Origin of the sequence: Peribacillus psychrosaccharolyticus ATCC 23296 (genome assembly GCF_000305495.1) — a bacterium.
Lineage (GTDB): Bacteria > Bacillota > Bacilli > Bacillales > DSM-1321 > Peribacillus > Peribacillus psychrosaccharolyticus.
This window is the reverse complement of the sequence record NZ_AJTN02000264.1, coordinates 1-13662: the sequence shown is the minus strand read 5'-3', so window position 1 is coordinate 13662 and position 13662 is coordinate 1. Positions and strand designations below refer to the sequence as shown.

14 protein-coding genes are annotated in these 13662 nt (G+C 38.9%); 10 read left to right on the top strand and 4 right to left on the bottom strand.

Features of this window, described 5'->3' with window-relative positions; all coding sequences use genetic code 11:
• The first annotated feature begins 177 nt into the window (after window positions 1-177).
• The 7 genes from WYK_RS22705 (at window position 178) to WYK_RS22670 (ending at window position 7363) form a co-directional block, all read left to right on the top strand.
• Window positions 178-1206 (top strand): NADH:flavin oxidoreductase/NADH oxidase, encoded by a 1029-nt coding sequence (locus tag WYK_RS22705; protein WP_040376702.1) that lies wholly within the window; start codon window positions 178-180, stop codon window positions 1204-1206.
• An 846-nt stretch (window positions 1207-2052) separates the two neighbouring features.
• Entirely contained in the window at window positions 2053-3234 is a 1182-nt protein-coding gene (locus WYK_RS22695; RefSeq protein ID WP_040376700.1) for a M20 metallopeptidase family protein, read from the top strand.
• A gap of 22 nt (window positions 3235-3256) precedes the next feature.
• Window positions 3257-4069, top strand: coding sequence for a VOC family protein (locus WYK_RS22690; RefSeq protein WP_040376699.1), 813 nt, complete (start codon window positions 3257-3259; stop codon window positions 4067-4069).
• A gap of 17 nt (window positions 4070-4086) precedes the next feature.
• The gene (locus tag WYK_RS22685) at window positions 4087-5061 is read left to right on the top strand and encodes an aliphatic sulfonate ABC transporter substrate-binding protein (RefSeq protein ID WP_040376698.1); all 975 of its coding nucleotides are present in this window, start codon (window positions 4087-4089) and stop codon (window positions 5059-5061) included.
• Window positions 5062-5091: 30 nt separating this feature from the next.
• The gene (locus WYK_RS22680) at window positions 5092-5865 is read left to right on the top strand and encodes an ABC transporter permease subunit (protein WP_040376697.1); all 774 of its coding nucleotides are present in this window, start codon (window positions 5092-5094) and stop codon (window positions 5863-5865) included.
• A gap of 17 nt (window positions 5866-5882) precedes the next feature.
• Window positions 5883-6668, top strand: coding sequence for an ATP-binding cassette domain-containing protein (locus WYK_RS22675; RefSeq protein WP_051387867.1), 786 nt, complete (start codon window positions 5883-5885; stop codon window positions 6666-6668).
• Window positions 6669-6823: 155 nt separating this feature from the next.
• On the top strand, window positions 6824-7363 hold the full coding sequence (locus WYK_RS22670) for a PadR family transcriptional regulator (protein WP_040376696.1): 540 nt from the start codon (window positions 6824-6826) through the stop codon (window positions 7361-7363).
• A gap of 101 nt (window positions 7364-7464) precedes the next feature.
• Here the strand turns inward: WYK_RS22670 and pbp4b are convergent, their stop codons facing one another.
• Entirely contained in the window at window positions 7465-8841 is a 1377-nt protein-coding gene (gene pbp4b, locus WYK_RS22665) for a penicillin binding protein PBP4B (RefSeq protein ID WP_040376695.1), read from the bottom strand.
• 607 nt (window positions 8842-9448) lie between these two features.
• Between pbp4b and WYK_RS22660 the strand changes: the two genes are divergently transcribed.
• Both WYK_RS22660 and WYK_RS22655 read left to right on the top strand, forming a co-directional pair.
• Complete coding sequence (locus WYK_RS22660) at window positions 9449-9694, top strand: hypothetical protein (RefSeq protein WP_040376694.1); 246 nt, start codon at window positions 9449-9451, stop codon at window positions 9692-9694.
• Between the two features lie 117 nt (window positions 9695-9811).
• Entirely contained in the window at window positions 9812-10429 is a 618-nt protein-coding gene (locus WYK_RS22655; protein WP_040376693.1) for a hypothetical protein, read from the top strand.
• A gap of 387 nt (window positions 10430-10816) precedes the next feature.
• On the opposite strand, the gene WYK_RS24700 is transcribed toward WYK_RS22655, so the two are convergent.
• Complete coding sequence (locus tag WYK_RS24700) at window positions 10817-11092, bottom strand: hypothetical protein (protein ID WP_152526541.1); 276 nt, start codon at window positions 11090-11092, stop codon at window positions 10817-10819.
• Between WYK_RS24700 and WYK_RS22645 the strand changes: the two genes are divergently transcribed.
• Entirely contained in the window at window positions 11076-11936 is an 861-nt protein-coding gene (locus WYK_RS22645) for an IS3 family transposase (RefSeq protein WP_051387864.1), read from the top strand. The two genes, WYK_RS24700 and WYK_RS22645, sit on opposite strands and share 17 nt — an antisense overlap.
• A gap of 117 nt (window positions 11937-12053) precedes the next feature.
• Here WYK_RS22645 and WYK_RS22640 read toward each other — a convergent pair whose 3' ends face one another.
• A complete protein-coding gene (locus tag WYK_RS22640; RefSeq protein ID WP_040376692.1) occupies window positions 12054-12923 on the bottom strand; it encodes a GNAT family N-acetyltransferase in 870 nt (289 codons plus the stop codon).
• A 172-nt stretch (window positions 12924-13095) separates the two neighbouring features.
• Window positions 13096-13377, bottom strand: coding sequence for a hypothetical protein (locus tag WYK_RS22635; RefSeq protein ID WP_040376691.1), 282 nt, complete (start codon window positions 13375-13377; stop codon window positions 13096-13098).
• Window positions 13378-13662 lie beyond the last annotated feature (285 nt).

The following is a 13662-nucleotide window of genomic DNA, read 5'->3' as shown; positions in this document are numbered from 1 at the left end:
TCACTTCGTTAACTTATTTTAATTTATCCCTCGTTCAATTAAATGTACCAATAGGATGGAGCAATGACAATAGCGTATTTTGGCATCGCCTCGATTTGAATTAGTTGACACTGTTTTTTTGACATGATATAAATACATGCGCATGCATTATATTACACGATGAAGGAGTTAGATAATATGAATCATTTATTTTCCCCATACAATATAAAAAATCTCGATCTTAAAAACAGAGTCGTCATGCCGCCTATGTGTCAGTACTCAGTCGATGCTGAAGATGGCATACCGACAAGCTGGCACCAACATCATTATGTGAGCAGAGCGATTGGTGGCACAGGTTTGATCATCGTGGAAATGACCGATGTGGAACCGGATGGCCGGATTTCCAATCGCGACCTTGGCTTATGGTCTGACGATCAGGTTGGAGCTTTCACTAAGATTGTCGATGAAGTGCATCAATATGGAGCTAAAATTGGCATCCAAATCGCTCATGCAGGACGTAAAGCCGAAGATGCAGAAACACCTGTGGCACCTTCAGCAATAACCTTTGACGAGTCCTACAAAACGCCAAGAGCCTTGGAAACAAAAGAAGTGAAGGAAATGGTCGAGAAGTTCCGTCTCTCAGTCAGGAGAGCCGTACAAGCTGGATTCGACGTCATTGAGTTGCACGGAGCACATGGTTATTTAATTCACCAATTCACATCTCCACTTACGAATAAAAGGGATGATGAATACGGAAAAGACCTTACCAAATTCGGAGTGGAAGTCATTAAAGCAGCGAAAAGCGAAATGCCTGCTGATATGCCATTGATCATGCGTATTTCTGCTAAAGAGTATGTGGATGGCGGATACGGAATTGAAGAGAGTATCGAGTTTTCAAAAGTCTTTAAAGAGGCAGGAGTCGATATGTTCCATGTTAGCTCTGGTGGGGAAGGACCGATTGGTGCTGATGGAAGACCAGGTACACACGCCAATTATCAAACGCCATTAGCGAGAGAAATCAAAAAAGCGCTAGACGTTCCGGTGATTGCTGTAGGCCGATTAGAAGATCCAATTCTTGCAAACTCAATTATTGGTAATGATGAAGCTGACTTAGTGGCAGTTGGAAGAGGCATGCTCCGTAATCCTTACTGGACATTAGAAGCTTCTAAAACTTTGAATAAGCAGATTGAACTTCCAAAACAGTATGAACTAGCATTCAAACATTAAAATAGTATGAAACAGGATGGTCGCAAGCTTTGCTTGCGGCAATTTTGTGCGTATTGACAGTCATTAGGCCATATTTATAAATAAGTACTTGCAGATAACGTTGTTTTTGCTGAATCATCTAGAAAAAGATTCAAAAGACCATACCCTACGTTGCTGACCATGGGGTTGAGATAACTGCATGATCACATTCCCTCCATCAGAAAGTCCCTCAAAAATCTGTTTATTCATTTCTGGAGCAGCATCAATAATACTGATTATGACGGCATTCCCTTTTGTGATTCCGCTTGTCGCAGCTTGCAAAACTCAATACGAGATAAGGCACTAATGGTTTGTAAATCGATACTCGATTTATTCTCCTTAACTTTCAAAACTATTTGGTAATAACCATACTGAAGAATCTATGTTTCCTAGCCACAGATTACAGCCTTATATTGTCACAGATTATAAAAAATAAACAGATGAATCGGCATCAACCAGTTCAATAGATGAAGCCATTTTTTGTGGTATTTAAGACTTTTGGCCACCAATACTCAAATCTTTTGCTATTCACATTATCCAAGTGAACATCTCGCACTTTTTTATCCTCTCAATTACCGAGGGGATTTTATTATATAAGAGAATAACGATCCTAGCCTTCCTAACCTCCCGAGAATTACGATCCCACATTCCCTTTCGTTTTCTATTCTCTCTTTCTCTATGCAATTACTCCTTAAAAATAAATATCAGAAAATTCCGTTAATGTGTTGATAAATTCTGAATTGTCTTTATAATTAATTAAAATCATATAATCCCCACCTATTTACTAGTATATATATTTATAATTTAGAAAGGTGCTGAAAAAAACGGATGCAAGAACTAAAGATTGATTTCAATAAGGAGCTTTTTTATTCTTTTGAAGAAATCGTTACCTGGAGACGGTATCTGCATATGAATCCAGAGATTTCTTTTCAAGAAGTCGAGACTCCAAGGTTCATAGCCGAAAAGCTGAGGAGTTTTGGGATTGATGTTCGAGAGAACATTGGAGGAAACGGTGTCGTTGGAGTCATCAAGGGCGATTCTCCAGGTAAGACCATTGCCTTTCGGGCTGACTTTGATGCCTTACCCATTCAGGATGAAAAAGAGGTTCCCTATAAATCGACTGTTAATGGTGCCATGCATGCCTGCGGTCATGACGGTCATACGTCTGCCTTGCTGGGGGTAGCAAAGGTGCTTAGTCGTAAACGGCATGATTTATGCGGAACCCTTATCTTGATCTTTCAGCCTGCGGAGGAAAAGCCTCCCGGTGGTGCAAAAGCAATGATTGATGACGGGGTATTAGACGGAGTCGATTACATCTTTGGCGGGCATTTGGCTACTGATGTACCGATTGGTAAGGTAGCCATACGCTCTGGTGCTTCTATGGCCTCTGTTGATGCCTTTAAAATTACCATTCAAGGCAAAGGCGGTCATGGTGCAAAGCCGCATTCGACGGTAGATGCGGTCGCAATTGGCAGCGAACTCGTCAGTCATCTGCAACAGATTGTTAGTCGGCGCGTAGATCCGATGGAACCTGCTGTCGTGACGATCGGAAGTTTTCATGCAGGCAATGCCTTCAATATTATCGCGGATACCGCCGTGCTTGAGGGGACAGTTCGCGCGCTTAACAGTGATGTCAGAACGCAAATTGAAGAAGAAATCCGCCGTATATTGGACGGCTTCCAGACTGCTGACGGTATCACGTATACATTAGATTATCTGAACGGCTATCCAGTACTTGAAAACCATCGGGAGGAAACCCAGCTTATTGAACAGTTAGTGAAAGAGAACCTTTCTCCTGAAGCTCTTGCATTAAAGAAAGTGGTCCTTGGTGCTGAAGATTTTGCATACTATCTTCAACATCGACCAGGCGCCTTCTTTCATGTAGGGGCTAGAAATGAAAATCCCGCGACGCAATTTGCTCACCATCATCCTCGCTTTGACTTTGACGAGCAGGCAATGTTGGTTCAGGGACAGGTATTTCTTCTGCTTACAGCCCATTATTTACTATAGTTTAAAGAGGGAGAGCGTACACATGACATTCAAATTAGATCATATCGTGCACTTCGTAAAAAGCCCAGAGGATGCCATTATATCGTATCAAGAAAAGGGTCTGCATGCTGTTGAAGGTGGACGGCATGAATCGCTAGGTACATACAACGCCCTAAGTTATTTTGGATTAAGTTATATTGAGCTGATTGGTGTATTCGATCAAGCACTGGTCGAGCATTCAGCTGAGGCTCCTTATAGCCTAAGAGAAAGTATTGTGAAAAGACAATTTGCCGAGGGCTTAGCACGAGTGGCTCTTCGCTCCACGAATCTAGAAGCTGACGCTAAGAGATTCCGAGACCTTGGCCTAGACGTTTACGGCCCTTCCCCGCTTAGTCGGACACGTCCTGATGGCAGTGTTGTCAGCTGGAAACTTCTTTTTGTAGGCAAACCGGATGAACAACCAGATCTGCCGTTTTTTATACAGTGGGATGAAGCCGACGATGAACGCACAGAAGATCTTTCGAAGCGAGGTGTGATTGCGCCTCATCCTGCTGGTAACGTTGAACTTACTTCCGTAGCTTTTGCTGTAAAAGATTTAGAAAGTGTTGTTGAAAGATGGTCAGCCTATCTTGGATTAGAAGCTGAGGAAGCATTCGTTGATACGCATTTAAACGCTAAAGGACAGCGTTTAAAATTGGAAGGCGGCGACCTTATTTTTTATCGTCCGATTGGGGACGGAATTGTGGCTGCAACCATTAAAGAACACGGTGAAAAACCATTTTCACTTGAATTCTCGGGTACTGGTCAAGAAATTGAATTCAGCTTGTATGATGCTACCTACAAATTCAATAAATAAAAGGAGACTACACGAAAATGACTCATACAAAACGACTGGTTACCGGATTACTTCTTCTTCTCTCTGCCGTCTTATTGTTAGCAGCTTGCGGCAAACAATCGAGTGAAACAGGAAGCAATGAGAAGAAAGTAGTGACGATTGGTTATCAAAAAGGAAACACCCTAAATATTTTAAAAGAAACGGGGTATTTAGAAGAAGAACTCGAAAAAGAAGGATATACAGTGAAATGGAAAATGTTCACTCATGGCGGTACACTGCTGGAAGGTCTTTACTCAAAAGCGATTGATTATGGTCATGCCTCTGATGGTTCCGCTATCTTTGCTCAAGCAAGTGAAAAGCCCCTCGTATATGTCGGGGCTGATTCACCGAACCCTGAAGGTGTGGGGCTGATGATATTGAAGGAATCAGGAATTACTTCTGTTGAACAATTAAAAGGGAAAAAAGTAGGCGTACTGAAGGGCGGTAATCATCATTATTTGGCCATCCTTGCCCTTGAGAAAGCCGGTTTGACCGCAGATGATGTGAAATGGGTTTACCCGGAAGATGCTGCACAAGGACGAGCGATTTTTGAAACCAAACAAGTAGATGCCCTTGCTTCCTACGATCCTTTTTTCGCAAGTGCGGAAACGGAGCTTAACACCCTTACCTTTACCGAAAATGTTGATTATGACTATCCAAACCGAACATTCTACTTTGCTACACCGCAATTTTCAAAAGAACACCCTGAACTGGTGGATCTTATTCTAGAAGCTACTGATAAGTCGGATAAGTGGGCGAACGAAAACAAAGCAGAAGTAGCCAAACTATTATCGTCTAGTATTGGCATTGATGAGAAAATCACGACCAAACAAGTTAACCGCCGTACGTTTGGAGCGGGTCCCATCACTCAGGAAATCATTGATGCTCAGCAAAAACAGGCGGATAAATATTTTGAAATCAAGTTAATTCCTAAGAAACTAGACGTTTCTGTTGATATGCCCCTAGGAAAATAACAACTATTCTTTGTAAAGGAATGAGCCATAATGAGAAAAAAATGGATATATGGATTTCAACCTTGGGTGATTCCTTTTGCACTTTTATTAACCTGGCAGGTGACCGCTTCGATGAAACTTGTCACTCCCTCACTATTCCCGTCACCCATTTCCGTTTTGGTTACGTTCTGGGAGTTATTGATGAGTGGTGAATTAGTGCGGCATGTGTTTGCAAGCTTATGGCGAGCAGGAATCGGATTAATGATCGGCGGATTAATTGGTTTTGCGCTCGGGATACTCAACGGATTGTCTACTACCTCCTATAGATATCTCGATTCAACCATTCAAATGATTAGGAATATCCCCCATCTCGCCTTGTTGCCGCTGGTCATCGTATGGATTGGGATTGATGAAGGAGCCAAGATTTTCTTAGTCATTATCGGCGTCCTTTTCCCAATTTATATCAATACTTTTCATGGCATCCGCAATGTCGATCACGACTTAGTAGAGATGGGGAAAATGTATAAACTTAAAGGTTGGAGACTTTTCAAAGACATTCTTCTTCCAGGCGCACTCCCTTCTATATTTGTCGGACTTCGTTACGCACTTGGTGTGATGTGGCTGACCTTAATCGTAGCTGAAACGATTCCGACAGAAGTAGGAATTGGCTATCTAGCAACGAATGCTCGTGAATTCATGCAGACAGACATTATTATATTGAGCATTATCATCTATGCCTTGCTGGGGAAAATTGCCGATATCATTGCACAAATCGGAGAAAAATGGTCCTTAAAGTGGAATGTAAGCTACAACAAAGAGTTATAAGGGGATGAGTGCGTAAGATGGAAAATCTAAAACGAATAGCTGCAGACCATTCTATTCAAATAGACATTGAAAAGGCAAGCAAGTCCTTTGGTGAAAAAGAAGTGTTAAAAGACGTAACGTTAACGATCAATAAAGGCGAATTCATCGCCATTATTGGAAAAAGCGGCAGCGGCAAAAGTACATTATTACGACTAGTCGCAGGTCTTGAGACGCTAACGAAAGGCGACCTACGATTTGATGGGGTCCCTTCCACTCAATCCACCTCGAACATCACCATGATGTATCAGGACTCGAGACTGCTGCCTTGGAAAAAAGTGAAAGAAAACGTTGGGCTTGGCCTTGATGGCAACTGGGAGGATAAAGCTGAAAAGGTGTTAGATGCAGTCGGATTATTGTCCTTTAAAGATGTTTGGCCGTCTAAACTTTCTGGCGGTCAAAAACAGCGTGTAGCGTTAGCAAGAGCACTCATCCATGAGCCCTCTCTTTTAATGCTTGACGAACCACTCAGTGCACTCGATGCCTTTACTCGATTAGAAATGCAGAATTTGATCGAAACCATTTGGAGCACTTCAGGTTTTACCGCCCTGCTTGTTACACATGACGTTCGAGAAGCTATCCGCTTAGCCGATCGTATTGTACTCATAGAGGACGGAAAGATTGCGATGGATATCAAGGTACATGCAGCTAGACCTCGGCATATGTCCGAAAGTAAATTATCTCTATTAGAAGAGGAAATTCTCGATCGTATTATTAACGGCCAAGAGCCAAAGATAAATCATCCCCGAAAAACGTCAAATTTATAACCATTGAAAGTTGTCGAGAAACCCTCGACAGCTTTTTTCAGCTTTTATTTGTCCCTAGTATACATTTTTACAAACCAGTGACTTTCCGCTATTTTAACAAAAGGAAGCGTTTGTTTGTTATAATACGTGCAGGATACTGAGAAAGGAGTTACACCATGTCGATTCCTATTTTTATTCTTGGCTCTTTAGCCGAACAAAATAATTATGCTTATTCAATTTATAAAGGTGCCGCAGAAACGTTGGCGATTGTCCAAGTAAGCGGTTTAACCGAAAGTAAGTTATATTATCATTTCGAGGCGCTTCATAAGCGTGGTTACGTTGAAACTGTGGAAGTTCTCAAGGATCCAAGACGGCCTGAAAAAACTATGTACCAAATTACTGATGCCGGTCGGTTAGAGCTTGAAAAGAAGATTTATACAATTTTTAAACAGTCAACCGATGTCGGGGAGCTTTATTCAGCACTTATTTTTATTAAACATGTAGATATCGATGAAGTTCTCTCCATTTTTGGCGCGAACATTGAAAAACAAAAAATGCGATGGACGCCTTCTTTAAAGGATAAAGTCCCGCAAGAAGTGCTTAATAAAAACAAACATCTACCGTTTATTGCCGATCACGCAACCAGCTATATTGATTTCCGAATTGAATGGTTAGAAAGATTATTCACCTACATAAAAAGTTTGCAATCAGAATAATTAACATATTTATTAAAGGACTAAGTAAGGTATTCTACCAGACTCAGTCCTTTTCATTTTAGTCCGACTATTCATTAGACTAGTCGTCTTTTATTCAATTTTTATTTTTGATTCTCCATTAATGCTTCATAAACAGCGGTCACTACACTGCCATATTGTCCTGTATTAAAGACATCCCCTTCTGACTTGTTTGGGTTGATAAGCGGATCAATCAATGGTGAATGCTTCTTATTTGTTAGAAGGACAATCCCTAGATTCTTCTCCCTATCAATAACGGTCACTGTACCAGTCCAACCTGTGTGCCCCACTACATTTTCACTTGCATATGGACCAAACATCCACTCCATCGATTCATTGCCATTTCTTCTCCAGCCTAAGCCGTAGGTAGGATTCAATTCAGAGGGAGCAGTAAATTGGTCAATAACCTTTTGATCAAATACTTTCACCTTTCCATACCCACCATTATTAAGCATTACCTGTAGAAGGACGGCTAGATCTTCTGTATTTGAAAAGAGACCTGCATGCCCGGATATTCCATTCATTGCATAAAACGCTTTTTCATCATGAACTTCTCCCTGTAAGGTGTACGTTCTGATATTTGGAAAACTAATCACTCCGTCGCGGGTATTGCCCATTAATTCAGTAGCTGCAAAATCCTTTGGTTTGAATCCATGTTCCAGCGGATTAAAATAGGTATGCTTCAATCCAAGCGGCTTATAGATATGCTTATCAACGTATTGGTCAAGTCTTTCACCCGTAACTTTTTCGATAATATATCCAAGAAGCATATAATCGACATCACTGTAAATATTTTTTGTCCCTGGTTCATATTCTAGAGGTGTTTTGGAGATCATTTTTAACGTGGTATTTCGGTCCTGAGAATAAAGGTCTTTAGCTACACTAGGATTATGGTACTGCGGGTCAGCAGGAAATCCGGCACTATGATGGAGAATATCTATTACACGAAGCTTGTCCTTTCCTTTGATCAGATCTGCTTCCTGGTCCTTAAATTCTGGAATATAGTGCTGAACGGTCTGGTTAATATCAAGTTTCCCCTTGCTCACAAGCTGCTGGAGCGCAAAGTTCACTGAATACATTTTGGTATTGGAAGCTAAATCAAACAGCGTATCTGGTTTCATTTTTTGGGGATGCTTCAGCAGCGTAAGATTATCATATTTTTTGGCATATCCATAGGCTGTGTTTTTTACTACTTTCCCGTCTTTGATAATCAATAGAACAGCTCCCGGGAATCCTTCTTCTACTTCTTCTTGAATCATGCCATCTATCTGTTGGAGCTTCTTATAAGAAAACCCTGCTTCTTCAGGTTTCTTAGCTTTCTTTAATACAGGATACTGCACCTGCTTTTCCTTAACGTATGGAGCTGAATAATTGGTACCGGCTAAGGCAGCAGGTGTCCCCGCAGCAAAAAGTGATATGGTTAATAAAGAAGTGACCGCAACATTTACTATTTTTTTCATGACTTTTTCCTCCCTTTTCTATTATAGAAAGCCAACTCTACGAGAATAGTAAAAATGGCGGAATCCCTAGTAAAGCCTAGCAAAAGTAGTAATCTATCCATATTTATACAAAAACATATACTCTAAAAATAACTTTTTCTCAAAATTCTGAAAACTGTCGTATTTCCTATCTTAGAAAGAGACTATCTACCTATCTTCTTCTCTCTTACTTAACGAAGTTAGCAAAACCACCGTTAGAGGATTAACGGTGGTTTTGTATGGACATTATATGACCTCTTATCGTGCGGTCTCCTTAACCATTATTTTAAACTTTTCTTCTTCTTCAAAAAATGGGTAATGGTTACTTTCTTCAAATGTAGTAAACGTTGCTTGTGGAAGTAGTTCTGCGATCTCCACACAAAATTTATGGGGACATTGTGCATCATATTTGCCAGCATAGATGTATGCTGGCACTTGGACGTTTGGTAACCATCACAGAGATCATAGGTTTGGCATTCTACTGTTCTAAAGTAGGTTAACCGTTCCCCCACTGTAAGGCCGCTGTCAGGTTCTTCTTTAGAATATTAAGTCTCTAAAGATAAACTTCGTCATTTTAGTGCCATAGAGAGTGAATTATGAGATTGACAGGTGCAGCTGGGAAGCTTATCTTAACCAATTATTAAAAGCTGATGGACACAAAACTATTCCAACCACGAAAAAGTTAGGAAAAAGAGTTGTTGACGCATATGTTAAAAAAACCAATTTGGGACAAGAATCGAAAGAAGGTTATACGTCTAAAACAAAGTTTGTTGAGAAACAGGTTAAAAAAGATGCATGGTTGGTAAAGAATGATGAGCTTGATGGTGTGAAATGACACTTCTTTAAAAGTGCAGAAACTGGTAAAGTTGGAGGCAGTAAACCTTTATTGGCATACTTGAAAAAGAATAAGATTCCCTATCAGATACTAAAATAATTTTTAGGAGAAGACTATATGGATTATCTTTGGATGGCACCTCCATTTAAAATGAAACCTTTTGTAAAAATGAATAAAAAAGAAACCCAACAACATTTTGATTGGTATTTACAACAGATTCCCTTACGGATTCAGGTGCTATATAATTTAACTAATGGAATAGTAAAACTCGATTATTCTAAAGAATCTTTAATAGATATATTTAAATGGTATTTGTCAGTAATCGAAGTTCGTACATTAACGGATGAAGAAATACAAAAGGACTTAGATGAACTACGTCAGTACCCTGATTTCATCTATGAAGACGAAAAAGAAAGGTTACTACAAAACCCTGTAGATTTAGAAGTTAATGATTATGCTTTAGCAATGGATATTGCGATTTACTATGCTGAAACAATCATCAAACACAATCCACAAGTTCAGTGGACTTTCTTAACAAAACCAAAATCGTATATATATTTAAATGAACCTATTCTCCATTTTGAAGATGAAAATGTAGAATTTAATCGCAACCCAAGACAATTATTAAATGTTATCATACAAAAGATCAAAAAGAATAAAGTAGATGAACAGCATTTGTATAATCGATTTTTAGCTGATGAATCATTAATTATAGGCGAAAATCATTTTGAATAAAGTTTACTACACAAGATATTACCCTTTTCTTAATGAAAGGGGTTTTTATCAATGTATACATGTGGACACGTAATTTTGGGGATCGCCCTGAACTGAAGTGCACACCAAAAGTTAGAGTCAAAATCTAACCTTTTGGGGTGTTTTAGTATGGCTAAATATAGTGATGAGTTTAAGTTGAAGGTTGTGAGAGAGTATCTGACTGGTCCCCTTGGTTACGAACTACTCGTGCGTAAATACGGGATCAAATCACCTACGCAACTTAAAAATTAGGTATATGTATACAAGAAACAAGGTGCCGTTGGACTCATAAAAAAGAAAAAAGTGAAGTTTATTCTGTTCAATTCAAGCTTGATGTACTAAGCTTTAGGAATCGGACAGGCGCTTCTTTTACTGAAACGGCTCTTCACTTCGGGTTAACGAATCTACCGTTGATTGCTTCGTGGAATAAAAAACTCCTTGAAGGCGGTACGGAAGCCCTGGACAAAGCGAAGAACAGCCAAAGAAGAAAACAACCTGTAAAAGAGATGACACGTGAGCAGACACTCGAACGGGAAAATGAACTTCTCCGTTTGGAGGTTGAGTACCTAAAAAAGTTGCACGCTTTTCAGATGAATCCGGAAGGCTATCTCGAAAAGCACAAGCAGCGATATCATTCGAACTCAAAGAAGAGTTCCGACTGAAGGATGTGCTACAGGTCATTGGCATTCCGGAATCTTCTTATCATTATCATGTTAAAAAAAGCAAACTGAAGAATCCTCATGAAGAACTAGAAGCAATGATACAATCCATTTTTGAAGAGCATAAGGGTAACTATGGCTATCGGCGGATTCGTTTAGCGTTAAAGAACCAAGGAATCCTAGTGAATCATAAGAAAGTCCAACGCATCATGAGAAAGCTTGGGTTGAAGGGGGATAAGTTCATCCGGAAATCCCGTCGATTTAGTTCGTACAAAGGAACCATTGGTACGGTAGCGAAGAACAGAATCCATCGCCGGTTCAAGACCCCTATTCCCTATCAAAAACTCACCACCGACATCACAGAATTCAAGTGTGTGGATGGAGGTAAACTCTACCTCAGTCCGATTATGTATATGTATAATGGTGAAATTCTTTCATACGGGATAAGTAGGCATCCGACACTAGACTTCGTGATGAAGCCATTGAAAGAAGCTCTTCAAGTAGTAAAAGAAGCAAGATATCGAACGACTATTCACTCCGATCAAGGCTGGCATTATCAGCACACGAAATGGGTCCAAATATTGAAAGAACATAAGGTGTTCCAAAGCATGTCCCGAAAGGGAAATTGCTTAGATAATTCGCCTATGGAGAACTTCTTTGGATTGTTAAAGCAAGAGATGTACTATGGAGAACCACTTCTCACGTACGAGGAACTGAAACGAGAGATTGAGTCCTACATTTATTATTATAATAACCAACGCATCAAACAGAAATTGGCTGGTATGAGTCCGGTACAATACCGACTTCAGACCAACCAATTGGCTGCGTAATATAAAACTCTAACTTTTAGGGGTCACATCATTGGCAGCCTTTTTCTTTCGCTAAGTTAACATAAGACCTGATCTAGGAAGCTGTCCTTGTGTCGGCTTTGTTGAATAAGGATATTGCTACCCAAAGATTTGTGCAGTAATAGCATATAACTCTTGATTCCTATAAGGCATATTAATAGAGTTCTTTATCATTATCGGGGGAATACTAACTTTTACAAATCCACTTTTCTCTAAGAATAACATTAATTCATCATTATTGGATGGTACATCAATCCTTAGCTTTCCTTGATGATTAAGAACTAACCTATCGATTATTAAAGCAGCTATTTGTGAATCTGGTGCTACAATAGGTCCTATTAATAGATTTACTGGTCCCAATATGGATAATCCAAATCCGATTATCTTCCCCTTTAGATTTCTAACAACTAAACAGTGTTTTGATTGATTTATCCTGTTAAGAAGTAACCTACTTCTCTTACCACCAAATGCAGCTGAATCTAATTCAATAATTTCATTAATATCATTCTCACTGTATTTCTCTAAGGTAATTTCTCGATTAATAAACAATTTAGTTGGAATATAATTATCGCTTAAATACTTATGTACATAGTCGACAGTATTAAAACCCAAATTTTCATATAAGGGTTTCCCATCTTCAGTTGAAATTAACATGATTGAGGTATTTTGAGAAACATTGTCTATACAATTCTGAGTAGCTTTTTTTCCTAAGCCTAAACCTCTATATTCTTCATTAACAATAACCATTCCAATGGACGCTAGATCAGTATCATACGGTATTATTGCAGCACTGGAAACAATTTTCCCCACAGCATTTTTATGTCCGTATATTTTACCAGATGACATAACAGTTCTAATTTCAAGTCCGTCATAATCCCAGCCAACTGATGCAGATAGTTCTATTAACCCTAAAACATCGTATTTATCAAATTCCACTAATTCTAATACTGTTTTATTCTCTGTATGCATTAGAAATCCTCCCTTTTGATTTCTATTCTTATCATAATTTCCTAGCCCCCGATAAATGAACAAGGGTGTTTTTTTATTTAGATTTTGAATGTATGATTTGTGTAAGAATCATACATTCAATAAACCGCCACTTGGCAGCCTCATTCTCTATCTGAGTTCAGCTAGTTTATTATTATAGTTTAGCTTCTAACAAATTTTTAAAATGCTGTCTTTCATCCTTGTCTCTAAGCATTTTCCTAACTTTTTTTCTCGATGAAATATAATCCTTAAGCTCTCTATCTCCTTCTATCACCTTGTTGATTGCTGGCTTATTCTCCAACAATTTTTGATACCAATATTTTTCTTGTATTAAATTTAAATTGAAGGCAAACTTTCTTTCTTTTGAAAGGAAGATGTACTTAATATAAATAATAATATCTTTGATAATTTCCCATAGTGCTTCATCGTTTGTCATTTATTCACTCCTCTTTTAAAAAAGTTCTATCTCCATAATGTCAGATATATTGTAATCAAAGAATTTCATATTATTGATCTGTTGTATATAAGTAATCTTTTTCTTCAATTCGAATGTATAATTATGTTAAGAATCATACATTCAAAAGGCCGCCAATTGGCAGCCATTTTATGACGCTAACGTTACCCGTTAGTTCATTAAGAATTATTGTAGAGTTGACATAAACTTCCTTAGGTTTAATCCTAAAATACTTTAATCACCAAGTGCTACTATTAACTTGTTTTT

Bases quoted from the DNA above. Each gene is read 5' to 3' on its own strand.
- WYK_RS22705 (WP_040376702.1), top strand. From the start codon at position 178: ATGAATCATTTATTTTCCCCATACAATATAAAAAATCTCGATCTTAAA.
- WYK_RS22695 (WP_040376700.1), top strand. From the start codon at position 2,053: ATGCAAGAACTAAAGATTGATTTCAATAAGGAGCTTTTTTATTCTTTT.
- WYK_RS22690 (WP_040376699.1), top strand. From the start codon at position 3,257: ATGACATTCAAATTAGATCATATCGTGCACTTCGTAAAAAGCCCAGAG.
- WYK_RS22685 (WP_040376698.1), top strand. From the start codon at position 4,087: ATGACTCATACAAAACGACTGGTTACCGGATTACTTCTTCTTCTCTCT.
- WYK_RS22680 (WP_040376697.1), top strand. From the start codon at position 5,092: ATGAGAAAAAAATGGATATATGGATTTCAACCTTGGGTGATTCCTTTT.
- WYK_RS22675 (WP_051387867.1), top strand. From the start codon at position 5,883: ATGGAAAATCTAAAACGAATAGCTGCAGACCATTCTATTCAAATAGAC.
- WYK_RS22670 (WP_040376696.1), top strand. From the start codon at position 6,824: ATGTCGATTCCTATTTTTATTCTTGGCTCTTTAGCCGAACAAAATAAT.
- pbp4b (WP_040376695.1), bottom strand. From the start codon at position 8,841: ATGAAAAAAATAGTAAATGTTGCGGTCACTTCTTTATTAACCATATCA.
- WYK_RS22655 (WP_040376693.1), top strand. From the start codon at position 9,812: ATGGATTATCTTTGGATGGCACCTCCATTTAAAATGAAACCTTTTGTA.
- WYK_RS22640 (WP_040376692.1), bottom strand. From the start codon at position 12,923: ATGCATACAGAGAATAAAACAGTATTAGAATTAGTGGAATTTGATAAA.
- WYK_RS22635 (WP_040376691.1), bottom strand. From the start codon at position 13,377: ATGACAAACGATGAAGCACTATGGGAAATTATCAAAGATATTATTATT.